The organism is Streptomyces sp. NPDC031479, from assembly GCF_055581065.1.
In genome coordinates, this window is the sequence record NZ_JBVIKC010000059.1 from 25,246 (window position 1) to 47,911 (window position 22,666).

The 22,666-nt window shown below is 73.2% G+C and carries 20 protein-coding genes and 1 pseudogene; 8 read left to right on the top strand and 13 right to left on the bottom strand.

What is annotated here, in order from left to right; genetic code table 11:
* Positions 1-54: 54 nt before the first annotated feature.
* Complete coding sequence (locus ACZ5D2_RS36960; protein ID WP_468935653.1) at positions 55-492, bottom strand: hypothetical protein; 438 nt, start codon at positions 490-492, stop codon at positions 55-57.
* 726 nt (positions 493-1,218) lie between these two features.
* The gene (gene treY, locus ACZ5D2_RS36965) at positions 1,219-3,489 is read right to left on the bottom strand and encodes a malto-oligosyltrehalose synthase (RefSeq protein ID WP_468935685.1); all 2,271 of its coding nucleotides are present in this window, start codon (positions 3,487-3,489) and stop codon (positions 1,219-1,221) included.
* A gap of 88 nt (positions 3,490-3,577) precedes the next feature.
* Here treY and ACZ5D2_RS36970 point away from each other — a divergent pair, with 88 nt between their 5' ends.
* The gene (locus ACZ5D2_RS36970; protein ID WP_468935656.1) at positions 3,578-4,927 is read left to right on the top strand and encodes an MFS transporter; all 1,350 of its coding nucleotides are present in this window, start codon (positions 3,578-3,580) and stop codon (positions 4,925-4,927) included.
* Here ACZ5D2_RS36970 and glgX read toward each other — a convergent pair.
* Positions 4,912-7,026 carry a glycogen debranching protein GlgX gene (gene glgX / locus ACZ5D2_RS36975; RefSeq protein WP_371676100.1) on the bottom strand — a complete coding sequence of 705 codons (2,115 nt, stop codon included), beginning with the start codon at positions 7,024-7,026 and terminating at the stop codon, positions 4,912-4,914. The genes ACZ5D2_RS36970 and glgX overlap by 16 nt on opposite strands.
* A 294-nt stretch (positions 7,027-7,320) precedes the next feature.
* On the opposite strand from glgX, the gene ACZ5D2_RS36980 reads away from it, so the two are divergent.
* Both ACZ5D2_RS36980 and ACZ5D2_RS36985 read left to right on the top strand, forming a co-directional pair.
* On the top strand, positions 7,321-8,583 hold the full coding sequence (locus ACZ5D2_RS36980) for an SAV2148 family HEPN domain-containing protein (RefSeq protein WP_468935660.1): 1,263 nt from the start codon (positions 7,321-7,323) through the stop codon (positions 8,581-8,583).
* A gap of 158 nt (positions 8,584-8,741) precedes the next feature.
* Entirely contained in the window at positions 8,742-9,455 is a 714-nt protein-coding gene (locus ACZ5D2_RS36985) for a 3'-5' exonuclease (RefSeq protein ID WP_371676098.1), read from the top strand.
* Between the two features lie 47 nt (positions 9,456-9,502).
* Here the strand turns inward: ACZ5D2_RS36985 and ACZ5D2_RS36990 are convergent, their stop codons facing one another.
* A complete protein-coding gene (locus tag ACZ5D2_RS36990) occupies positions 9,503-10,129 on the bottom strand; it encodes a hypothetical protein (RefSeq protein ID WP_371676097.1) in 627 nt (208 codons plus the stop codon).
* Positions 10,130-10,150: 21 nt separating this feature from the next.
* On the bottom strand, positions 10,151-11,002 hold the full coding sequence (locus ACZ5D2_RS36995; RefSeq protein WP_371676096.1) for a phosphotransferase enzyme family protein: 852 nt from the start codon (positions 11,000-11,002) through the stop codon (positions 10,151-10,153).
* 179 nt (positions 11,003-11,181) lie between these two features.
* On the opposite strand from ACZ5D2_RS36995, the gene mgt reads away from it, so the two are divergent.
* Together mgt and ACZ5D2_RS37005 are read left to right on the top strand one after the other, a co-directional pair.
* On the top strand, positions 11,182-12,408 hold the full coding sequence (gene mgt, locus ACZ5D2_RS37000) for a macrolide-inactivating glycosyltransferase (RefSeq protein ID WP_371676095.1): 1,227 nt from the start codon (positions 11,182-11,184) through the stop codon (positions 12,406-12,408).
* Positions 12,405-12,956 carry a DUF1697 domain-containing protein gene (locus ACZ5D2_RS37005; protein ID WP_371676094.1) on the top strand — a complete coding sequence of 184 codons (552 nt, stop codon included), beginning with the start codon at positions 12,405-12,407 and terminating at the stop codon, positions 12,954-12,956. Before mgt ends, ACZ5D2_RS37005 begins: the two co-directional genes overlap by 4 nt.
* A 39-nt stretch (positions 12,957-12,995) precedes the next feature.
* Here the strand turns inward: ACZ5D2_RS37005 and ACZ5D2_RS37010 are convergent, their stop codons facing one another.
* Complete coding sequence (locus tag ACZ5D2_RS37010) at positions 12,996-13,952, bottom strand: NADP-dependent oxidoreductase (protein WP_468935667.1); 957 nt, start codon at positions 13,950-13,952, stop codon at positions 12,996-12,998.
* Positions 13,953-14,090: 138 nt separating this feature from the next.
* Here ACZ5D2_RS37010 and ACZ5D2_RS37015 point away from each other — a divergent pair, with 138 nt between their 5' ends.
* On the top strand, positions 14,091-14,687 hold the full coding sequence (locus ACZ5D2_RS37015; RefSeq protein WP_468935670.1) for a TetR/AcrR family transcriptional regulator: 597 nt from the start codon (positions 14,091-14,093) through the stop codon (positions 14,685-14,687).
* A gap of 151 nt (positions 14,688-14,838) precedes the next feature.
* Positions 14,839-15,246 carry a PPOX class F420-dependent oxidoreductase gene (locus ACZ5D2_RS37020; RefSeq protein WP_371676091.1) on the top strand — a complete coding sequence of 136 codons (408 nt, stop codon included), beginning with the start codon at positions 14,839-14,841 and terminating at the stop codon, positions 15,244-15,246.
* A gap of 4 nt (positions 15,247-15,250) precedes the next feature.
* On the opposite strand, the gene ACZ5D2_RS37025 is transcribed toward ACZ5D2_RS37020, so the two are convergent.
* Positions 15,251-16,102 carry an aldo/keto reductase gene (locus tag ACZ5D2_RS37025; protein ID WP_371676090.1) on the bottom strand — a complete coding sequence of 284 codons (852 nt, stop codon included), beginning with the start codon at positions 16,100-16,102 and terminating at the stop codon, positions 15,251-15,253.
* Between the two features lie 44 nt (positions 16,103-16,146).
* Between ACZ5D2_RS37025 and ACZ5D2_RS37030 the strand changes: the two genes are divergently transcribed.
* Positions 16,147-17,148 (top strand): ketopantoate reductase family protein, encoded by a 1,002-nt coding sequence (locus ACZ5D2_RS37030; RefSeq protein ID WP_371676089.1) that lies wholly within the window; start codon positions 16,147-16,149, stop codon positions 17,146-17,148.
* Positions 17,149-17,161: 13 nt separating this feature from the next.
* Here the strand turns inward: ACZ5D2_RS37030 and ACZ5D2_RS37035 are convergent, their stop codons facing one another.
* The 6 genes and pseudogenes from ACZ5D2_RS37035 to ACZ5D2_RS37060 form a co-directional block, all read right to left on the bottom strand.
* Complete coding sequence (locus tag ACZ5D2_RS37035) at positions 17,162-17,923, bottom strand: sirohydrochlorin chelatase (protein ID WP_371676088.1); 762 nt, start codon at positions 17,921-17,923, stop codon at positions 17,162-17,164.
* 5 nt (positions 17,924-17,928) lie between these two features.
* On the bottom strand, positions 17,929-18,825 hold the full coding sequence (locus ACZ5D2_RS37040; RefSeq protein WP_468935677.1) for an ABC transporter permease: 897 nt from the start codon (positions 18,823-18,825) through the stop codon (positions 17,929-17,931).
* Positions 18,812-19,630 (bottom strand): ABC transporter ATP-binding protein, encoded by an 819-nt coding sequence (locus ACZ5D2_RS37045; protein WP_371676086.1) that lies wholly within the window; start codon positions 19,628-19,630, stop codon positions 18,812-18,814. The genes ACZ5D2_RS37040 and ACZ5D2_RS37045 overlap by 14 nt, the downstream gene beginning before the upstream one ends.
* A 33-nt stretch (positions 19,631-19,663) precedes the next feature.
* On the bottom strand, positions 19,664-20,797 hold the full coding sequence (locus ACZ5D2_RS37050) for an aliphatic sulfonate ABC transporter substrate-binding protein (protein ID WP_468935682.1): 1,134 nt from the start codon (positions 20,795-20,797) through the stop codon (positions 19,664-19,666).
* A gap of 215 nt (positions 20,798-21,012) precedes the next feature.
* Complete coding sequence (locus ACZ5D2_RS37055; RefSeq protein ID WP_371676084.1) at positions 21,013-22,353, bottom strand: sulfate adenylyltransferase subunit 1; 1,341 nt, start codon at positions 22,351-22,353, stop codon at positions 21,013-21,015.
* 1 nt (position 22,354) lies between these two features.
* Positions 22,355-22,666, bottom strand: a pseudogene (locus ACZ5D2_RS37060) (sulfate adenylyltransferase subunit CysD); the annotation flags it as partial.

A 22,666-nucleotide genomic window follows, 5' to 3' on the forward strand; every position in this document is an offset into this window, starting at 1 on the left:
TGCCGGAACCGGCCGAGCCGGGAAGTGCGACCCGACTCGGCCGGACGTGGCAGGTCAGAAGCCGATGCCCTGGATCGCACGGTTGTGGTTCTTGGTCCTTGAGCTGAGATTGATCGAGGTGCAGGCGGGCACGTCGTCGAAGGAGCCCCCGTTCCAGCCCTCCGTGGCGTACACACGGACGAAGCCGCCGCAGTGTCCGGGGCTCTGGAACGTGGCGGAGGCCGCGTTGTTCTTCACGGGCACCCCTTGTCCGGCGCCGGTCGTGAGGAAGCCCCCCAGGTAGATCGTGTCGGTCGTGCCCCGCCAGCCCTGGTTCATGTCCCAGCCGGCGACCGAGCCCTGCTGGTTGGAGTTGTAGAAGAAGCAGAACGCGGTGTAGCCGAGGCAGTTGGGCGACGGCGCCGCCGCCTGGGCCGCCGGAGCGCCCACCAGGGCGGTTCCCGCCGCAGCGGCGGCCATGGTGAGCGCGGTGACGGTCTTGCGAAGACGCATGCGCGTCTCCTTTCCGAGAAACGGATGAAATCCGGAAACCGGCCACCGGGACGCGGCGGGCCGGAGCGGGATTTCGGGCGGCTCCAGGATGCCGAGAGGGATCAGCGAAAAGCATTGTAAAAACGCGACACGAAGCGGATCCGGGAAATCCGGCCGCCGGGATCGGTGAATTCGGCCACCCGGCGATCGGGTCGACTGGAATTCCGCTCTTGCGTGGATGCAGACAGGATGAGATGGGGAACTCTCCATGGTGCGGACCGTTGGGAAGATACGGATTCCGCCACGGCCTTGAACGTCTTCCAGGGCGGCCCGAGACGGTCCGCGGACGCCAAGCCGTGCGAAGCGCGTAGCGATCTGACGCGCCTGTGCCCTGCCGGGCGCTCTGGTCGTCGTGTCGGGCGGTCCGGCTCGGCCCGGGCTTCGGGCCGAGACGCATAGGGGGCCGGATCGGCGGCTTGGCCGAAGGCGGGTCGCACATCGCTGAGGTGCCCGCCCCTCCCTCGCTTCCCCGTGGACCGTTCTTTTGGGGGGTTCCCGTCGGTCTTCGGATTTCCGTGGCGGGTCGGGCTGTCAAGGGTGGCCGAAGGCCATCGCGAAGCGACGCGACGAAGGAGCGCCCTTGACGGCCCGGCCCGACGCGGAGAGACGATGAGACTGACGGGAAACCCCCAAACCCACTCTGATCCGGATTGAGCAGGACCCCGCCACCCGGCCCCGCCCCCGCCCCTATCCCACCCGGACCAGGGCCGTGGCCGGCAGGCCGGTCAGGAGCTTCGCCAGCTCCACCCGTCCCTCGTGAGTGCCCCCGGTCGGAGTCCCGTGGACAGGGCGCCACCGGCCCGGGGGCAGGATCAGGGTGGTGCCGCTCCAGCCGCCCGATTCCGCCAGGCGGTGGGAGAGCCGGGTGGCCACCGCGACGAGGTCGGCCGAGCGGGCGAAGGCCACGCAGTGGTCGGCCGCCGGGCCGGAGGCCGTCAGGGGGGTGTAGCCGGAGAACAGCGCGGGCCGGTCGCGGCGCAGCCGGAGCAGGGCCGCCGTCAGCGCGAGCTTCTCCGCCGCGAGGCCGTGCGGGGCGGTGCCCGCGTCGAGGGCGGCCAGGGCCCCGCGCGGGAACGCCGCCGGGTGGCGGTTGTCCGGGTCCACCAGCGCCCGGTACTCGGTCTCGGAGCCCTGGTAGACCTCCGGCACCCCCGGCATCGCCAGGTGCAGCAGGGTCATGCCCAGGACGTTGGCGCGGGCCGCCTCCGTCAGGTGCCCGGGAAGCCCCGCCGCCTCCCCGGGTACCAGGTCCGCGATGCCGGCCTCGTACTCCTCGTCGGGGTCGGTCCAGGACGTCCGCAGCCCCGACTCCCGGGCGGCCTTCAGCAGGGCCGCCTCCAGCCGGGGCCCCCGGTCGGGGACGTCTCCGAGGCCGAGCGCGCTCTGCCGGGCCACCCACCCCAGCTGCGGGTCCCCGGAGCTGCCCGCACCCGCATCCGCACCCCCCATCTCCCCCGGAGCCTGTGACAGGGCCGCGATCCGGGCCCGTACGTCCGCGCTGCGCTTCGTGTCGTGCGTGGACAGCACCGTCCCCGTGGCGGGCCAGTCCCGTTCCAGCTCCGCGCAGTACGCGTGGAACTCCGCGACCGACACCGCCGGAGCGCCCGGCTCGCCGCCGACCTCGGTGGCCGACAGGAGCGGGGCCCAGCGGTAGAAGGCGCGGTCCTCCAGGGACTTGGCCCGCAGGGCGGCGGAGGTCTGGGCGAAGCGGGCCCCGAAGGCCGGGTCCCGCAGCACGAGTTCGCGTACCCCGTCCAGGCCGGACACCGCCACCGCCGCCACCTCGGCCACCTCCCCGCCCGGGTAGGGCCGGTACACCGGGTAGCCGATCAGCAACTCGCGCACCGCGGGGGCGAGTTCCGGTCCCGCCCGGCGTTCCAGCAAGGCCAGCTCGGCGGCCAGGTCGCCGGTCAGCACCTCCCGCGCCGCCTCGGCGGCGGTCGCCTCCCAGGAGGGCAGGCCGGTGGTGCCGGCGTAGGCGCGGGCGAGTTCCGCCGTGCCCGCCGGGTCGGCGAACAGTCCGTCGACGCGGTGCAGGGCGTCGTAGCCGGTCGTGCCCGCCACCGGCCAGCCGGGAGGCAGCCGCTCCTGGCGGGCCAGGATCTTCTCCACCACCACCCAGCAGTCCCCGCCCACCGCCGCCCGCAGCCGCCGCAGGTACCCCTCGGGGTCCGCCAGTCCGTCCACGTGGTCGACGCGCAGCCCCTGGAGCACCCCGTCGCGCACCAGCTCCAGCACCTTGGAGTGGGTGGCGGAGAAGACCCCGGGGTCCTCGACCCGCACCCCGATCAGGTCCGAAATGGTGAAGAAGCGGCGGTAGTTCAACGCGGTACGGGCCTCCCGCCAGCAGGCGACCCGGTACCACTGCGCGGCCAGCAGCTCCGGCAGGGGCAGCCCGGCCGTGCCGGCCCGCAGGGGGAACTCCCGTTCGGTGTCACCCTCCCCGTACCGCAGCACCTCCCCGCCCGCGTCGACGCGGAAGCCGTCGGCCCGCGGCGGCTCCCCGAGCACCGGCAGCAGCAGCCGTCCGCCCCCCGCCTCCCAGTCGATGTCGAACCAGCGCGCGTACGGGGAGCGCGGCCCTTCCCTCAGCACCTCCCACAGCGGCCGGTTCAGGCGCAGCGGGTCCGGGACCGCCATGTGGTTCGGCACGATGTCCAGGACCAGCCCCAGCCCGTGCGCCCGGGCCGTCGCGGCCAGCGCCCGCAGGCCCTCCTCCCCGCCCAGCTCGGCCCGTACCCGGGTGTGGTCGGTGACGTCGTACCCGTGCGCCGACCCCGGCACCGCCTCCAGCGCGGGGGAGAGGTGCAGGTGTGACACGCCCAGCGAGGCGAGGTACGGTACGGCCGCTCCGGCCGCGGCGAACGGGAACGCGGGGCCCAGTTGGAGACGGTAGGTCGACGCGGGAGTGACGGGTTTCGGAACGTCAGATTCCGATTGACTGCTTGAATACTGCATGGTCATGAGAACGTACGTACCCAGCCCACGCGATTCCGTGCCATGACCCAATGCATCCGGGTGACTGCGTCGCGTTAAGGTCGATCAAGTGGTTGGAACCGTCAAGACCTATCGAAAAGTCATCGCCCTGACCGGGCCCCTGCTCCCGCTCCTCTCCTTCTTCGCCCGTCTGCCCGTCGCGATGTCCCAGTTCGGGAGCGTCCTGCTGGTCGCCGAGACCAGCGGCTCCCTCGCCACCGCCGGCATCGTCGGTGGCACCCTCTCGGCCGGCCAGGTGGTCTTCGGACCCGTCCTCGGCCGGCTCGCCGACCGCCACGGGCAGCGGCCCGTCGTCCTCTGTGCCGCCGCGGTCAACGCGGTGGCCACCGCCGGCCTCGTCGCCGGGGCCCTCGGCTGCCTCGCGACCGTCCCGCTCGCCGCGATCGGCGCCGTCACCGGCGCCTCCGTCCCGCTGATCGGGCCGCTCGCCCGGACCCGCTCCGTCGCGCTCGCGCACCGGGCGAGGTCCGACGAGAGCGTCGTGGGCGCCGTCCACTCGCTGGAGGGCACCCTCGACGAGATCTCCTTCGTCTTCGGCCCGGCCCTCGTCGGGCTCGCCGCGCTCGTCGCCCACCCGGCCGTCGCCCTCGGCGGCGCGGCCACGCTGGTCGCCGTGTTCGGGGCCGCGTACGCCCTGCACCCGACCGCCGCCGTCACGGCCGGGTCGCCCGCGCGGGAGCGGGGAGCGCGGGCGCGGGTCCGCCGGCCCGGGGTGGTCCACGCCGTCCGCGGCTCCCTCGCCCTCCAGGGCGCCATGTTCGGCGCCTGCCAGGCCGGCATCGCCTCGCTCACCGCGCAGTTGGGGGTACCCGGCCAGGCCGGGGTCGTCTACGCCATGATGGGCGTCGTCAGTGCCGTCACGGGCCTCGCGCTCGGCGCGCTGCCCGCCCGCTTCGGGCTGCGGATGCGCTGGAGGGCGGCCACCGGCGCCGCCCTGGTGCTCTCGACGCCCCTGCTGTTCACCGACGGCCTCTTGCCGCTGTACGTGGTCGTCACCGTTCTCGGCGCCGCCTACGCCCCGCACCTGATCACCGCCTTCGCGCTGACCGAACGCATGGTCGAGCCGGCCCGGCTCGCCGAGTCGATGGCCTTCGCGGCGAGCTCCCTGGTGGCCGGACAGGCCGCCGCGCTGGCCGTCTCGGGACGGCTCGCCGAGGCCTACGGCCCCGCCGGGGCCTTCGCCGTGGCCGTGGGGGCGGCCGCGCTGTGCCTGGCGCTCGCGCTGGTCACCACGGTGCCCTCGGCCCGTCCGGAAGCGGCCGGGCCCTTCATCCCGGCCCAGCAGAGCACCTCGCCCTCCGACGTGTCCGGCCCCCGCGACACCACCGCCGGAGCCGCCGCGCCGACCGCCCCCGGAGCAGCCGCCCCCGGCGCGGGCGGCACCTACGCCGGGCGCTGAAGCACGACCAGGCACCGTCCCGTCAGGGCCACCCGGTCCCCGGCCGCGAACTGCGGCCCGGTATCGGGTGGCAGCACCTCCGCGCGCGCCGTGTCCACGACCAGCCGCCACCGTGCCCCGTGGCCCGCCGGGATGGTGAAGTCCTGCGGATCGGCGCCCGCGTTGAACATCAGCAGGAACGAATCGTCCGTGATCCGCTCCCCGCGCGAGCCCGGCTCGGAGATCGCCTCGCCGTTGAGGAACACGGTCAGCGCCCGTGCGTGCTGCGCCTGCCAGTCCCGGGCCCGCATCTCCTCACCGTGCGGGGTGAACCAGGCGATGTCGGAGAGTTCGTCGTGCGTGCCCTCCACCGGCCGCCCGTGGAAGAACCGGCGCCGCCGGAACACCGGGTGGTCCCGGCGCAGCCAGACCATCCGCCGGGTGAACTCCAGCAGCGCGGGCGGCGGTTTGCCCGGCTCGGGCCAGGTCACCCAGGACAGCTCGTTGTCCTGGCAGTAGGCGTTGTTGTTGCCGTCCTGCGAGCGCGCGAACTCGTCGCCGTGGCTGAGCATCGGCACGCCCTGGGACAGCATCAGGGTGGCGGTGAGGTTGCGCATCTGCCGTGCGCGCAGCTCCAGGATCTCCGGGTCCTCGGTCGGCCCCTCGATCCCGCAGTTCCAGGACCGGTTGTGCGTCTCGCCGTCCCGATTGCCCTCGCGGTTGGCCTCGTTGTGCTTCTCGTCGTACGAGACCAGGTCGTTCAGGGTGAAGCCATCGTGGCAGGTGGTGAAGTTGATCGAGGCCAGCGGGCGCCGCCCGTCGTCCTGGTAGAGGTCCGAGGAGCCCGTCAGCCGGCCCGCGAACTCCGCGAGCGTGCGCGGCTGCCCGCGCCACAGGTCCCGTACGGTGTCGCGGTACTTGCCGTTCCACTCGGTCCACAGCGGCGGGAAGTTGCCCACCTGGTAGCCGCCCTCGCCCAGGTCCCAGGGCTCGGCGATCAGTTTCACCTGGCTGACCACCGGGTCCTGCTGCACCAGGTCGAAGAACGAGGACAGCCGGTCGACCTCGTGGAACTGCCGGGCCAGGGTGGCCGCGAGGTCGAAGCGGAAGCCGTCCACGTGCATCTCGGTGACCCAGTACCGCAGCGAGTCCATGATCAGTTGGAGTACGTGCGGGGACCGCATCAGCAGCGAGTTCCCGGTGCCGGTGGTGTCCGTGTAGTGCCGGGGGTCCTCGGCCAGCCGGTAGTACGAGGCGTTGTCCAGACCCCGGAAGGACAGCGTCGGGCCCAGGTGGTTGCCCTCGGCGGTGTGGTTGTAGACCACGTCCAGGATCACCTCGATCCCGGCCTCGTGCAGCGCCCGGACCGCCGACTTGAACTCCAGCACCTGCTGGCCCCGGTCGCCCGAGGCGTAGCCGTTGTGCGGGGCGAAGAAGCCGATGGTGTTGTAGCCCCAGTAGTTGCTCAGCCCGTCGTTGACCAGGCGGTGGTCGTTGACGAACTGGTGCACCGGCATCAGCTCCAGCGCCGTCACGCCGAGCTTGGTCAGGTGCCCGATGACCGCCGGGTGCGCGAGGGCCCCGTAGGTGCCCCGCAGCTCCTCCGGCAGGTCCGGGTGACGCATGGTCAGGCCCTTGACGTGCGCCTCGTAGAGGACGGTGTGGTGGTACTCATGGCGCGGCGGGCGGTCGTTGGCCCAGTCGAAGTACGGGTTCACCACGACCGAACTCATGGTGTGCGGGGCCGAGTCGAGGTCGTTGCGTGAGTCGGGCCGGCCGAAGTGGTAGCCGTAGACCTGCTCGCCCCAGCCGATCCTGCCGCTGATGGCCCGCGCGTACGGGTCGAGCAGCAGCTTCGCCGCGTTGCAGCGCAGGCCGCGCTCGGGCTCGTACGGTCCGTGCACCCGGAACCCGTACCGCTGGCCGGGCATCACCCCGGGCAGGTAGGCGTGCCGCACGAAGGCGTCCGTCTCGCGCAGCTCGACGGCGGTCTCCGAGCCGTCGTCGTGCAGCAGGCACAGTTCGATGCGCCGTGCGGCCTCGGAGTAGACCGCGAAGTTGGTGCCGGCGCCGTCATAGGTGGCACCCAGTGGATACGCCTGTCCCGGCCAGACCTGCATAGACAACGCTCTTCCCATCTTGGTCCGGCTGATCCGGCGTCGATCACGTCAATGCCAGATCTTCCCCGAAAGAGGGGCCGCACGCGTGGACTTGCGATGCTCCTGACGGGTGACCCGGAGAGCTGATATGCGGGTCAGCCGACTGTCCGGGCATCACATAATGAGTCAACGGGGGCCCGGAGAGCGGGGCGTGGAACCGTCCCGGCGTCCTTCGGGCTGCGTCGGGTCGCGCGCGCGGAGTACCCTTCCGTGATCACTGGAGACGGGCGTCCAGACGCAGAAGGCGGTGCACGGGTGAGCTCGGGAGGTCTGGAGCTGCCCCCTGGTGACGGCGGTCACGAGGGTGGCCCGGCGGATGCACCGGGGGGCGCGGCCGGGACGTTCGCGGCCGGGGCGGTGTCGCTGGCCCCGCCGACGGCCGGGGACGACGTACGGGCCGGCGCCGAGCTGGACTGGGGCGCTGACGCGTGGAGCGAGGTCCGTACGCGGGCCCAGCGCGCGGGCCGCGCGTACATCTGGCTGAACCTCATCGAACAGCGGTTGAGGTCGGTGGTGGGCGCCGTGCTGCGGCCCGTCTACGAGCCGGTGCACGGCGGGGACGACTGGGTGGTCGCCGCCGCCGGGCCGGCCGGGCAGGAATGGGTGCAGCGGGCGGTGGCGGTCCGCGAGGTCAGCCGACGCAAGGGCTACCTCCTCGACTCCGCCGACGACAACGTGCTGAGCTTCCTGACGCTGCCGCAGCTGCGGGAGCTGATGGTCCAGCACTGGCCCTGCTTCGAGCCGTACTTCGACGACCGGCGCGAGATCGAGCTGGCCCTGGACGAGCTGGAGGTCACCCGCAACGTGGTCTCCCGCAACCGGGCGCTGTCACGGCCGGTGCTGGAGCAGGCGGAGCGCGCCTCGGCGCGCCTCCTGGAGGTGCTGGGGGCCGGGGCGGGCAGCCCGACGGCGGACCGGCTGCCGATCGACGCGGTGGAGGACCTGGTCGGCGACCGGTACGCGGACGTCATCTCGGTCCACCCGGACCGGGTGCGGCTCCAGCGGATGCTTCCGGCGGAGGACCTGTTCGGGGGCGCGCGGCGGCTCGACGCCATCGGGATAGGCCTGAACCTGCTGGTGCAGAACTTCTCGGGCCGCCGGCTGGTCCGGCTCACGGAGGCGGGCTGCCGGGTGCGGCTGCTGTTCCTGAACCCGGCGAGCAGCGCGGTCAAGCGGCGCGAGCGGGAGCTCGGGCTGCGCAAGGGCGAGCTGAGCCGGTCGGTGGAGATGAACATCCTGCACGTGCGCCGGGTGCGGGCCGGCCTGAAGGACCCGTCGCGCTTCGACATCCACGTCTTCGACGAGACCCCGCGCTTCACCGCCTACCTGGTGGAGGGCGAGTCCTCGGGGATCGCGGTGGTCCAGTCGTACCTGCGGCGGGCCCGGGGCATGGAGGCACCGGTGCTGGTCCTGCGCGGGGGCGGGCGGGGCGGGCGGAAGGATTCCGAACACGGGCTCTTCCCGACCTACCGGGAGGAGTTCGAATCGGTCTGGGAGGACTCCCGGCCGGTGTCCTGACGGCGTCCCGCCGACCCGGCGGCGGCCCCGCCCTCCGGTGTGTCAGTGCCCCGTGGCAGGCTGAAACGCGTTGACCGATACACGGGGGAGGGGCGCGTCATGGAGGCGTGGCACGGGGGAACACGGTTCGAGGCCGGCGCCGGAACGGCGGCCGGGTGATGAGCTGGATCAGCGGGCCGCTGGTGGCCTTCGACCTGGAGACGACGGGGACCGACGTCGAGACCGACCGCATCGTGACGGCGGCGGTGGTGCGGCTGGGGCCGGACGGGGCCGTCTCGGGGGAGCGGACCTGGCTGCTCGACCCGGGGGTGCGGATACCCGAGCAGGCGTCCGCGATCCACGGCATCTCGACGGAGCACGCACGTGCGCACGGGGTGCCGGCCGCCGAGGCCGTCGAGGAGATCGTGCGGGCCGTGGCCGACGGGCTGGGCGCGGGGCGTCCGCTGGTGGTGATGAACGCGCGCTACGACCTCTCCCTGCTCGACCGCGAGTGCCGGAGGTACGGGGTCGCGTCGCTCAGCGAGCGGCTGGGCGGTGTACCGTCGCCCGTCATCGATCCGCTGGTGATCGACAAGCACGTGGACAAGTACCGCAAGGGCAAGCGGGCCCTGCACGCCCTGTGCGCCCACTACGGGGTCGCCCTCGACGACGCGCACAACGCCAGGGCGGACGCGGTGGCCGCGGCCCGGGTGGTGCGGCGGCTGGGGGAGACGCACCGGCCCGTCGGGCTGATGCCCCTGGCCGACCTGCAGGCCCTCCAGGTCCGGGCGGCGGCCGAGCAGTCCGTCTCCCTCCAGGCCTACCTGCGGCGCACCACGGACCCGGCGGCGGTCGTCGAGCCGGCCTGGCCGCTGATCCCGCGGCGCGGCTGACCGGGCCGTCCGCGAGGAGTCCCCCCCCCCGGGGGGGGCGTCCTTCTTCAGTCCCGGTCGTCGGCGGGGTCGAGGTACTGGATATGGAGGCCGCGGAAGTGGATGCCGCAGTCGACCTCGCGGCAGTAGTGGCCGTGCCGGGCGGTGGTGCGGGGGTGCGCCGGGCCGCTGCGGGCCACGTCGCGGAAGAGCTCGGCGTTGTGGCGGAACAGCGGGGCGCTGCCGGTCAGGAACAGGGTCTCGGCGTGGATGTGCTGGTGGAAGCGGTCGCGGTCGTCGGCGTGCCGGGGGTGCGTCCCGTCCGTCTCCTCCCGCTGCCGCGGGAGGCGCAGGTCCACCGTGCGGGGCCGGCCCGGTCCGAGCCGTGCGCGCAGCCGCTTCCAGTGCGCGGGGGCGAACCGGAGCGAGTGGTGCAGCAGGACCAGGTCGAGGGCACGGTCCCCGGGCGTCCTGCCCCCGGCCGTGCGCAGGGGCAGGTGGAACAGGGTGCGCGGTGAGGAGGCGGCCAGGGTCCACAGCCCGGCCATCAGCCGGGCGGCCTCCTGGTCGAGGTAGGCGTTCAGGTACCAGGAGTCGTCGAAGAGTTCCGCGTGGGCCGGGGGGTTCGCCGGGCGGACCACCCTGAAGGACTCCCGGCCCGAGCGCGCGTCGTGGACGGTGAGGTGCAGTTTCACGAGTGAGTTGATACGGCAGGGCTAGAAGGGATGCCAGCGCGTTTCCGCGTCCCCCTCGCGCAGCGAGGCCACCCTGCGGCGGAACTCGGCCAGGGCCTTGGGGTTGGACGGGGCGTGCTGGGAGACCCAGGCGCAGCTCGCCGTCTCGCGGGCGCCGCGCAGCACCGCGCACCCCTCCCACTCCCGTACGTCCCATCCGTAGGCGTCCGTGAAGGCCCGGTACGCGTCCGCGGGCAGCCCGTACCGGTCCCGGGAGAGCGCCATCACGACCAGGTCGTGCTCGCGCAGGTCGGCCGAGACGGTCTCCAGGTCCACCAGCACAGGTCCGTCGGGGCCCACGTGGACGTTGCGGGGCAGGGCGTCGCCGTGGATCGGACCGGGAGTCAGGTGCGGGGTGAGCGCGGCCACCTCGGCCGCGTAACCGTCGCGCCGGGCCCGCAGGTACGCCGCGTCCCCGGGGTCGATGGCGCCGCCGGCGAGCCGCAGCCAGCGTTCCACGCCGTCCAGCAGGTCGCGCGGGGGCAGGGCGAAGGGCGGCGCGGGCAGGGCGTGCAGCGGGCGCAGCAGGGCCGCGAGGTCCTCGGGGCCCGCTGGCCGGACCGCGTCGGGGAGCCGGTGCCACAGGGTCACCGGGTGGCCGGCCACCAGCCGGGGCGCGGGCTCGGCCGCGCGCACCGCCGGGACGCCGGCTCCGGCGAGCCAGTCGGCCACCGCCAGCTCCCGTTCGGCCCGGGGGAGCAGCCCCGCTTCGCGGCCCACCTTCACCACGAGGCCGTCGACGGCGAAGACCGCGTTCTCCCCGAAGGCGAGCAGTTCAGCGGCTCCGGTGAGGCCGGCCTCCGTCAGTACGTCCCTGGCCCGCGCCTCGTCCATGCCGTTCGTTCCGTCCTCTCGTGCCGCGCCGGACCGTGGGGATCCGGATCACCCGCGGACCATGACCGGGGGCCAGTCTCGCATTCCCGTCACGGCCCTTCGACGGGCCGCCGCCACCCGGTGGGGTGGTCCGCGGGATCCCGGTTGAGCGAGACGTTTCGTCTCGCTATGGTCGGGACATGACCTCAGCCAAGCCCGCCCACATCGCCATGTTCTCCATCGCCGCCGCGGGCCACGTGAACCCGAGCATCGAGGTGATCCGAGAACTCGTCGCCCGGGGTCACCGGGTCAGCTACGCCGTTCCCGCCTCCTTCGCCGACAAGGTCGCCGAGACCGGCGCCACCCCGGTGATCTGGAACTCCACCCTGCCCACCGAGGATGACCCCGACGCCTGGGGGACCGAGCTCATCGACCAGATCGAGCCCTTCCTGAACGACGCGGTCCAGGCGCTCCCACAGCTCGTCGCCGCCTTCGAGGGGGACGAGCCGGACCTCGTCCTGCACGACATCACCGCCTACGCGGCGATCGTCCTGGCCCACCGCTGGGGCGTCCCCGCGATCTCCCTCTCCCCGAACCTCGTGGCCTGGGACGGCTACGAGGAGGAGGTCGCGGCCCCGATGACCGCCCAACTGCGCGCCTCCGAGCGCGGAAGGGACTACTACGCGCGCTTCGGCGCCTGGCTGCGGGAAAACGGCATCGAGGAGGACCCGGACCGGTTCGTCGGCCGCCCGCCCCGCAGCATCGTCCTCATCCCGCGCGCCCTCCAGCCCCACGCCGACCGGGTCGACCCCGACGTGTACACCTTCGTCGGGGCCTGCCAGGGCGACCGCGCCGCCACTCAGGGCACCTGGCGGCGCCCTGAGGCCGCGCGGGGCAGGAAGCTGCTCCTGGTCTCCCTCGGCTCCACCTTCACCAAGCAGCCCGCCTTCTACCGGGCCTGCATCGAGGCCTTCGGCGACCTCCCCGACTGGTACGTGGTCCTCCAGATCGGGAAGTTCACGGACGAGGCCGAACTGGGGGAGGTGCCGGCCAACGTCGAAGTCCACCGCTGGGTTCCCCAGCTGGACATCCTGCGCCAGGCCGACGCCTTCGTCACCCACGCGGGCGCGGGCGGCAGCCAGGAGGGCCTCGCCACCGCCACCCCCATGGTCGCGGTCCCCCAGGCCGTCGACCAGTTCGGCAACGCCGACATGCTGGCCTCCCTCGGCGTGGCCCGCCACCTCCCGATGGAGCGGGCCGACGCCATCGCCCTGCGCGCGGCCGTCCTCGGCCTGCTGGCCGACCCCGAGGTCGCCGTGCGCGCCGAGGCCATCCGGGCCGCGATGGCCGCCGAGGGCGGGACGCGGCAGGCCGCCGACCTCGTCGACGGGGCACTGTCAGAGGCGGGGCTTAGGGTGCGCCCATGACGAAGAAGAAGTACGCGGCGCTGCTGCGCGGCATCAACGTCGGCGGGAACAAGAAGGTCCCGATGGCCGAGCTGCGCGCGGTCCTGGAGGGACTCGGCCACGGTGACGTGCAGACCTACCTGCAGAGCGGCAACGCCGTCTTCAGCAGCGGCGAGGGCGACCCGGACGCCCTCGCCCGGGGGCTGGAGGCCGCGATCGAGGGCCACTTCGGCTTCCGCGTGCCCTGCCTGGTCGTCGACGGGGAGTACCTGGCCGCCGTCGCCGGCGCCTGCCCCTTCCCGGCCGCCGAGCTGGAGGGCAGGCAGCTCCACGCGACCTTCTTCTCGGCGCAGCCCGGCCCGGAGCGCTTCGCCGCGCTGGACGGCGCCGCGTACCTCCCCGAGGAGTACCGGCTCGGGGACCGGGTCCTCTACCTCTACGCACCGGACGGCCTGGGCCGTTCCAAGCTGGCCGAGGTGCTCGCCCGCCCGGCCGTGGTCAAGGGCCTGGACGTGACCACCCGCAACTGGAACACCGTCGCCAAGCTGGTCGAACTGACCCGCCCCTGACCGCGGGCGTCCTCCGGTGCGCGCCGCCGTCCGGCCTCCCTACGCGGGAGCCACGGCGAGGACGATCTTGCCCTGGAGGTGGCCCCGCTCGGCGCGGGCGTGCGCCCGCGCGGCCCCGGCCAGCGGGAAGACCTCCTCGACGGCCACCCGCAGCGCGCCGCGGTCCGCCAGCCGGGCCAGTTCGGCCAGCTGCTCCCCGCTGGGGCGCACCTGCCAGGCGCCGGCCGTGACGCCCTGCCCGGCCGCGCGCTCCGCGTGGTACTCCCCGGGGAAGACCGCGCCGATGCGCCCGCCGGGCCGCATGGCCGGCAGGAGGCGGTGGCCTTCCGGGCCGCCCACGGCGTCGATCAGCACGTCCACCCCGCGTACGGCCTCCCCGGCGGCCGTGCGCGTGTAGTCCACGAACCGGTCGGCCCCCAGACCCAGGAGGAAGGCCTCGTGGCGCCCCGACGCCACCGCGACGACCCGGGCGGCGCCCGCGGTCCGGGCCAGCTGCACGGCGAGGTGGCCCACCCCGCCCGCCGCACCGTTGACCAGTACCGTGTCGCCCCCGCGCACCTTCACGTGCTCGAAGAGGTACTGGTACGCCGTCAGCCCCGCCATCGGCAGGGCGGCCGCCTCCGTGTGCCCCAGCGCGGCCGGCTTGCGGGCGAGGTTCCCGGCGGGGGAGACCACGTACTCGGCGTACGCCGAGGCCCGGCCGGGGAAGCGGACCAGGCCGAACACCTCGTCCCCGGCCCGCCAGCAGGTGACCCCGGCGCCCGTCTCCACGATCACGCCGGACACGTCGGAGCCCGGGGTGTACGGCAGCGGCCACTGCGGCCGGAGCGCCTCCGGCAGCACCGTGAAGCCCTGTCGCGCGTACCGGTCCACCGGGTTGACCCCGGCGGCGTGGACGCGGACCAGCACCTCGCCCGGTCCCGCCGCCGGCCGCGGCACCTCCTCGTACGCCAGCTGCTCCGGGCCGCCGAACGCGTGTACGCGTACAGCCTGCATCGTCGTCGTTCCCATGGTCTTCCCCCGACCTTCCGTGTCCGTGCACGCCAAAGAGAGCACCCCGTCCCGATAGAATCCGGAGCGCTGCTCCGAATCGTAGGCGGAGCAGTGCTCCGTTTGTCAACGTCAGGAATCCCCATGCCAGATGAGCCCGCACCGCCGGGGCAGCGCGCCGACGCCCGGCGCAACCGGGAACGCATCCTCGAAGCGGCCCGCGAGGTCATAGGCGAGCAGGGCACCGACGCCTCGCTCCGCGACGTCGCCCGCCGCGCGGACGTCGGACTCGGCACGCTCTACCGGCACTTCCCGACCCGCGACACGCTCCTGGAGGCCCTCCTGCGCACCGGCTTCGGCGGCCTCGCCGCGCGGGCCGACGCCCTGGCGGACGCGGACCTGCCGCCCGAGGGGGCGCTCGCCGACTGGCTCGGCGAGTTCATCGTGTGGGCCGGCACCTTCCGGGGACTGCCGGCCTCGCTGGCGGCCACCCTCGCGGACCCGGAGTCCGCGCTGCACGCCTCGTGCCTGGGCATGCGGGAGGCGGGCGGCCGCCTGCTCCGGGCGGCCCAGGACGCCGGCCGGATCCGCCCCGACGTGGACGGCACCGACCTGTTCGCCCTGGTCAACGCCCTCAGCTGGATCACCGGCCAGGCGCCCGCCCTCTCGGCCCGCCGCGCCCACCTGCTCGCCCTGGTCCTCGACGGCCTCGCCCACCCCGGGACTCGGCCGCACGGGTGAACCGTCGAAGGACTCGGTGCGGCGGGCCCGATGCGCTTGCGGGGGAAGCGGTGATTTTGCAGGCTGTCCGCTGCTGATCTTCAGCGACGGGCAGTCGGTCCGGACCCAGCCGCCGGCCGACAGCCGCAAGCCGAGGGAAGGAACCCGCCCCGTGTCCGACGCACTCTCCGACGACCTGCGGAAGGTCATCGACGACACCCCCGTCTTCGCGACCGTCGCCACCGTCCAGCCGGACGGCAGCCCGCAGCTGTCCGTCACCTGGCTCACCCGGGACGGCAACGAGCTGCTGTTCTCCACGACCGTCGGCCGCCGCAAGGAGATGAACCTCCGCAGGGACCCGCGGGTCACCGTCATGATCAACCCCGCGAACGCGCCCTACACCTACGCCGAGATCCGCGGCAGCGCCACCATGACCACGGAGGGCGGACAGGAGCTGATCGACGAGCTGTCGCGCAAGTACACGGGCAAGGACTACGCGGACTTCAACCCGGCGTCGGCCGACGACGCCGAGCGGGTCGTGGTCCGCATCACCCCCAGAAAGGTCGTCGGCTCGCTCTGAGCCGTCACACCCCGGCCACCGCGTCCAGCAGCGCGACCTCCCCCGGCGCCAGCCGGACCGAGGCCGCGGCCAGGTTCTGCGCCAGGTGGTCGGTGGAGCCGGTGCCCGGGGTCGGGCAGAGCACCGGCGAGTGGTGCAGCAGCCAGGCCAGCGCGATCTGCCCCGGAACCGCCCCGTGCGCCGCCGCCACCCCGGTGACGGCGGCCGCGCCCCCGCCGGTCAGGGCGCCGCTGCCCAGTGGGTAGTACGGCAGGAACGCGATCCCGCGCTCCTCGCACAGCGCCAGCACCTGCGCCGAGGACCGGTCCAGCAGGTTGTACGGGTTCTGCACCGCCGCCACCGGGACCGACTCCAGGGCCTCCCGCAGCTGCGGCGCGCTCACCGTGTCCAGACCGATGTGCCGGATCTTCCCCTCCTCCCGCAACCGCGCCAGCTCGCCCAGCTGTTCGGCCATCGGCACCGCCGGGTCGAAACGGTGCAGCTGGTAGAGGTCGATCCGCTCCACCCGCAGCCGCCGCAGGCTCGCCTCGCACATCCGGCGCAACTCCCCGGGCCGGCCCGCCACGTGCCACTCGTCCGGGCCGGTGCGCACCACCCCGCCCTTCGTGGCGACCACGAGCCCGTCCCCGTACGGGTGGAGGGCCTCGGCGACCAGCTCCTCGGCCAGCTCCGGCCCGTAGTTGTCGGCGGTGTCGATCAGCCGCACCCCCTGCCCGACCGCCGCGCGCAGCAGCGCCACGGCATCCGCGCGACTGCCGCGCGGCCCCCAGTAACCGGGGCCGACCAGCCCCCCGGTGCCGAGTCCGAGACGACGCAGCGGCAGGTCCCCGCCCAGGCAGAACACGGTGTCCGTCATGGCCCGACCGTAACCGCGCACGGCCCGTGTGCCAGGCTCGGGGCATGCGTTACATCATCATCGGCGCCGGAGCGATCGGCGCGACCATCGGCGGACGGCTCGCGGAATCGGGCCGGGAGGCCGTCCTCGTCGCGCGCGGCGCGCACGCCGAGGCACTACGGACGGACGGGCTCCGCCTCACCACCGCCGACGGCGCGCGCGTCCACCGGCTCCCCGTGGCCGCCGCACCGGCGGAACTGGGCGAACTGCGCCCCGACGACGTCCTCCTCCTCACCGTGAAGACCCAGGACGCCGTCGCCGCCCTCGACGCGTGGGGCGACGCGGAGGTCGCGGGCGGCGGGACGGCGGCCCAGCGGCTGCCGCTGCTGTGCGCGCAGAACGGCGTGGAGAGCGAACGCCTGGCCCTGCGCCGCTTCGCGCGCGTGTACGGGGTCTGCGTCTGGCTGCCCGCCACCTTCCTGGAGCCCGGCGTCGTCTCCGCGCTGTGCGCCCCGCTGACCGGGATACTGCACCTCGGCAAGGCGGCCGGGGGCACCGACCGGCGGATCGCCTCGGTCGCCGCCGACCTGGAGGAGGCGGGGTTCGAGGCGCCGGTCGTCGAGGACGTCATGCGGTGGAAGTACGCGAAGCTGCTCGGCAACCTGGGCAACGCGATCCAGGCGACCACCGGCCCCGAACCGGACCCGGCCAAGGCGGCACTGCTGCTGCGCGCGATCCGCGAGGGAAAGGCCGCCCTGGAAGCGGCGGGCATCGCCCACGCCACGGAAGCGGAGCAGGCGGCGGCCCGCGACGGCAAGGTCAACCAGCCCCCGGGCGTGCGCGGCGGCTCCTCCTGGCAGAGCCTGGCGCGCGGGACGGGGTCGGTGGAGGCCGACTACCTCAACGGCGAGATCGTGCTGCTGGGCCGGCTGCACGGGGTGGCGACGCCCGTCAACGACGTGCTGCGGCACGCGGCGAACATCTTCGCCCGGGAGGGCCTGCCGCCGGGGGCCATGTCGATCGCCGACCTGACGGCCCTGGCCGACGAGGCGGCCGCCCGCGTCTGAGGCGGCGGGCCGGTCAGGCCGTGAGGGCGGTACGCCGGGCCCGGCCGGCGGCGGCCGCGTCGTAGCGGCGCAGCAGGAGGCCGGCGAGTTCCGGGGCGGCGCCCAGGACCTCGGCCAGCACGTCCGCGCCGGAGGCGGCGGCGCCGGCCGCGATGCGGTCCGGGAGGCGGCCGGGAGCGATGACGTACGGGGCCACCGCCACCCGGCGGACGCCCTCCGCGCGCAGGGCCCGTACGGCGTCCTCCGTACGGGGAAGGGCAGCGGAGGCGAACGCAGGCCGCACGGCGCACCAACCGGTGTGCCGCCACTCCCGCGCGATTTCAGCGATCACTGCGATCGCCTCCGGGTCCGATGAACCGGCGGACGCGAGCACCACACCGGTGGTGGCGCGCTCCGCCGGGGTGAGGCCGAGACCGGCCTCCGCCAGGCGCCGCTCCAGGGCCGCGACCAGCAGCGGGGACGGGCCGAGTACGTCGGCCACCCGGACCGAGAGACCGCTCAGCCGGGTGCCGGCCTCCGCCAGCACCGCCGGGATGTCCGCCTTCGCGTGGAAGGCCCGCGTCAGCAGCAGCGGCAGGGCCACGACCTCCCGCACGCCGGACAGGTACAGCGAAGCGAGGGCCTGCGAGACGGTCGGGCCGTTGAAGTCCAGGAAGGACGTCTCGACCCGCAGCCCCGGCCGCAGCGACCGGACCCGCCCGACGAGGGCGTGCACGGTCGCCGCGTGCCGCGGATCGCGGCTGCCGTGGGCGATGACGAGGAGGGCGCGGGACACGGGACTCAGCTCTTGACCAGCAGTCCGCGGCTGCGCAGCACCCACCGCTCGACCGGGCTGAAGATCAGCAGGTCGATGGCGATGCCGACCACGAGGATCAGCAGGATCGCGAGGAAGACCCCGGGCAGGTCGATGTTGTTGCGGCCGTTCTCCAGCAGCTGGCCCAGGCCCAGGCCCAGGTCGGGGGAGCTGGCGATGATCTCGGCGGCCATCAGGGAGCGCCAGGAGAAGGCCCAGCCCTGCTTGAGGCCGGCGAGGTAGCCGGGCAGCGCGGCGGGCATGACCACGTGCCGGGCGCCGCGCAGACCGGTGGCGCCCAGGGTGCGTCCGGCCCGCAGGAACAGCGGCGGGATCTGGTCGATGCCGGAGACGAGCCCGTTGGCGATCGAGGGGACGGCGCCCAGCAGGATCACCGTGTACATCATGGCGTCGTTGAGCCCGAACCAGAGGACCGCCGGGGGGACCCAGGCGACCGAGGGCAGGGACTGCAGGCCCTGGAGGATGGGCCCGATCGCGGCGCGCACGAACCTGACGCGGGCGACGAGCAGGCCGAGCGGGGTGCCGATGGCCAGGGCCAGCAGGAAGCCGAGCAGGCCGCGCGAGACGCTGGTCCAGATCACGTCGAGCAGGGTGCCCTTGAGCCACATCGCGTTCAGGCTGTCCCACACGGCGCCCGGGGCGGGCAGCTTGGTCTCGTCGGTGACCTTAGCCGAGACCAGGACCTGCCAGACCACCAGCACGAGGCCGACGGCCAGCAGCGGGGGCAGGGCCTTCTTGGTGAGGATCTCGCGGACGGGGGCGCGGTGGGTCTGGACGGCGTCGAGGGCGTCGAGGCCCGCCTCCAGTCCGGCCAGGTCGTCGTGCTTGGCCGTGGCCTTCGCGGTGGTGTCAGTGCTGGCCATGGCGGCGGATCTCCCCACGCAGGTGTTCAGTGATCTCGACGGACAGCTCCGCGACGTCCGCGTCCTCGATGCGGCGCGGCTGCGGGATGTCCACGGTCCATTCCTTCGCGACCCGGCCGGGCCGGGAGGAGAGCAGGACCACGCGCTCGGCGAGGCGGACGGCCTCGCGGACGTTGTGCGTGACGAAGAGGACGGAGAGTCCCCCCGCGGCGGAGCCGCTGATGTTCGCTTCGGCCCAGATGCGGGTGAGTTCGCCGTGCAGGACGTCGCGGGTGATGGCGTCGAGGGCCGCGAAGGGCTCGTCCATCAGCAGCAGGCGGCTGTCCTGGGCGAGGGCGCGGGCCAGGGCCACGCGCTGGCGCATGCCGCCGGACAGTTCGTGGACGCGCTTGCCGTACGCCCCGCCGAGCCGCACCAGCTCCAGCAGCCGTTCGGCCTCCGGCTTGCGGTCGTTCTTGGGCACCCCGCGCAGGCGCAGGGCGAGTTCGATGTTCTTGCCCGCGGTGAGCCACGGGAAGAGGGCGTGCTCCTGGAACATCAGGGCTGGGCGGCCGCCGGGGGTCTCGATGGACCCCGCGGACGGCTTGTCGAGTCCCGCGACCAGGTTGAGCAGGGTGGACTTGCCACACCCCGAGGCCCCCAGGATGGTGACGAACTCTCCGGGAGCGACATCGAGGCTGATGTCGTCCAGGACGAGCTGCGATCCGGCCGGGCCGGAGAAGGACTTCGAGACGTGCTCGATGCGGGCGGCGTGCGTCTGCTCCGCTACGGTGCCCTCGGCAGCCTTGGCGAGCGTGGTGGCCATGGTCGTCACCTCCTGGGTTGCTGGACTACGGAGTTACTTGGCGCCGAGACCGGCGTCGGAGACCTCGGGCTTGCCCGCGGCCTTGAGGACCTTGTTCAGGAGCGTCAGGTCGTAGATGCCGGCCAGCTCCGGCTGCTCGATGAGCTTGGCCTTCACCGCCCAGTCGGACTCCGTCTTCAGCGTGCTCGCGAGCGGGTCGTCGGTGACGAGGATGGACTTCCACGCCGGGTCGATGATCTTCGCGTCGAGCGGCTTGCCGCTGTCCGCCGCCAGCTTCGCGTTCGCCGAGGCCTTGGCCTTGTCCGGGTTGGCGTTGATCCACTCGTTGGTCTTCACCGTGCCCTTGAGCACGGCCTCCACCACGTCCGCGTGCTCCTTGAGGAACTTCTGCGACACGATGACGTTCGTGATCACGAACTTCTTGTCGGGCCACAGGGCCGTCTCGTCGAGGAGGACGGAACCACCGTCGGAGACGAGCTTGGAGGCCGTCGGCTCCGGCACCCAGGCGCCGTCGATCGAGCCCTGCTTGAAGGCGTCCGGGGTGACCTTGTTGTCCGTGCGGACGACGGAGACGTCGCCCTTGCCGGACTCCGGGTCGACCGACCAGCCCTTCTCGGAGATCCAGTTGAGGAACGCGACGTCCTGCGTGTTCCCCTTCTGAGGAGTGGCGATCTTCTTGCCCTTGAGGTCGTCCAAGGTCTTGATCTTGTCCGGGTTCACGACCAGCTTGACGCCGCCGGAGGCGGAGCCGGAGACGATCCGCAGGTTCTGGCCCTTGGACTTCACGTAGCCGTTGATCGACGGCGAGGGGCCGATGAAACCGATGTCGAGAGAGCCGCCGTTGAGGGCTTCGATCTCGGACGGACCGGCGTTGAAGGACTGCGGCTTGATCTTGGTGCCGCCCAGTTCCTTCTCGATCAGGCCCTCCTGGAGGCCGACCAGAGCGGTGGCGTGCGTCAGGTTCGGGAAGTACCCGATGCGGACCTCGGAGGCGGAGAGCTTCTTGCCCCCGGCGGCGACGTTCGAGGCCGCGGTGTCCTTGGGCTCGTCCTTCTCGGCCTCGGAGCCGTAGCCGCAGGAGGCGAGGGCGCCGATCAGGAGCGGCAGGGCGGCGGCGGCGACGATGCCGCGGTGCAGGGCGGTGCGGGTGGTACCGGTGGCAGGCACGGGAGGACTTCCTCTCGTAGCGTCATGGCGTCATGACGCACGTCTTCGTTTCTGGAGCGGGGACGGGTACGGCTCGTGGGGGGTGAGGGCGCGCATGCGGTGCGCGTACGTCATCGCGCACATCGCGCCACCCCTCCCTGGCCGCTGCCGAGGACGCCGCTGCCCACGCGGCCGCCCTCCTTCGCGAAGGTGGAGTAGATGTCGGAGAGCATGGGTTAGAAGTCCCACCCTTCTTCATCCGCCTGGACGGTCGTCTTGGCCTGGGAGGCGAAGGAGTCGCCCGCCATGCCCGCCGCCAGGGTGGTGCCGTCGGCCGGGTCGATCAGCAGGAAGGACCCGGTGCGGCGCGAGTCGGCGTACGCGTCGAGCGCGAGCGGCTCGGCGGTGCGGACGACGACGCGGCCGATGTCGTTGGCCACCAGCTGGCCGGGGGCCGGGTGCTGGGAGAGGTCGTCGAGGGTCAGCCGCGAGGGGATCTCCTTGACGATCGCCTTGACCGTGCGGGTGGTGTGCTTGAGCAGCACCCGCGCGCCCACGGCCAGGGGCTGGTCGGCCACGTGGCAGACCGTCGCGACGACATCCTGCGTGGTGGCCGGCGCGCTCGCGGACGGCGCGATCAGATCGCCGCGCGAGATGTCGATGTCGTCCTTGAGGCGGACCGTCACCGACTGCGGCGCCCAGGCGATGTCCACGGACTCGCCGAGGGCGTCGATCCCCTCGATCGTGCTGGTACGGCCCGACGGCAGGACGGTGACGGCCTCGCCGACGCGCAGGACGCCCGAGGCGATCTGGCCCGCGTAGCCCCGGTAGTCGGGGTGCTCGGCGGTCTGCGGGCGGATCACGTACTGCACCGGGAAACGCGCCGGGCAGGCGGTGAGGTCGTGGCTGACCGGGACGGTCTCCAGGTGTTCCAGCACCGTCGGGCCGCCGTACCAGTCCATGTGCGCGGAGGGCTCGACGACGTTGTCCCCGGCCAGGGCCGAGATCGGGATCGCGGTGATCTCCGGGACGCCCAGGTCGGAGGCGTACGCGGTGAACTCCTCGGCGATCTTCGCGAAGACCGACTCCTCGTAGCCCACCAGGTCCATCTTGTTGACGGCCAGGACCACGTGCGGGACGCGCAGCAGGGCCGCGACGGCGGCGTGCCGGCGGGTCTGCTCGATCACGCCGTTGCGGGCGTCGACGAGGACCACGGCCAGGTCGGCGGTGGAGGCGCCGGTGACCATGTTCCGGGTGTACTGCACGTGCCCCGGGGTGTCGGCGAGGATGAACCGGCGCCGGGCGGTGGCGAAGTAGCGGTACGCCACGTCGATGGTGATGCCCTGTTCCCGCTCGGCCCGCAGGCCGTCGGTCAGCAGTGCCAGGTCGGGGGCGTCCTGACCGCGGCTCGCGGAGACCCGCTCGACCGCCTCCAACTGGTCGGTCAGGACCGACTTGGAGTCGTGCAGCAGGCGTCCGACGAGCGTGGACTTGCCGTCGTCGACGGAGCCGGCGGTGGCGAAGCGCAGCAGGGTGGTCGCCGCCAGATCGGCGAACTGCTCGGTGGTGCTGGTCATGTTAGAAGTACCCTTCGCGCTTGCGGTCTTCCATCGCGGCCTCGGACAGCTTGTCGTCGGCGCGGGTCGCGCCCCGCTCGGTGAGCCGGGAGGCGGCGATCTCGGTGATCACGGCGTCCAGCGTGGTGGCGTCGGAGTCGACGGCGCCTGTGCAGGACATGTCACCGACGGTGCGGTAGCGGATCAGGCGGGTCTCGGTGCTCTCGCCCTCCTTGGGGCCGCCCCATTCGCCGGCCGTCAGCCACATGCCGTTGCGCTGGAAGACCTCGCGTTCGTGGGCGAAGTAGATCTGAGGGAGTTCGATGTCCTCGCG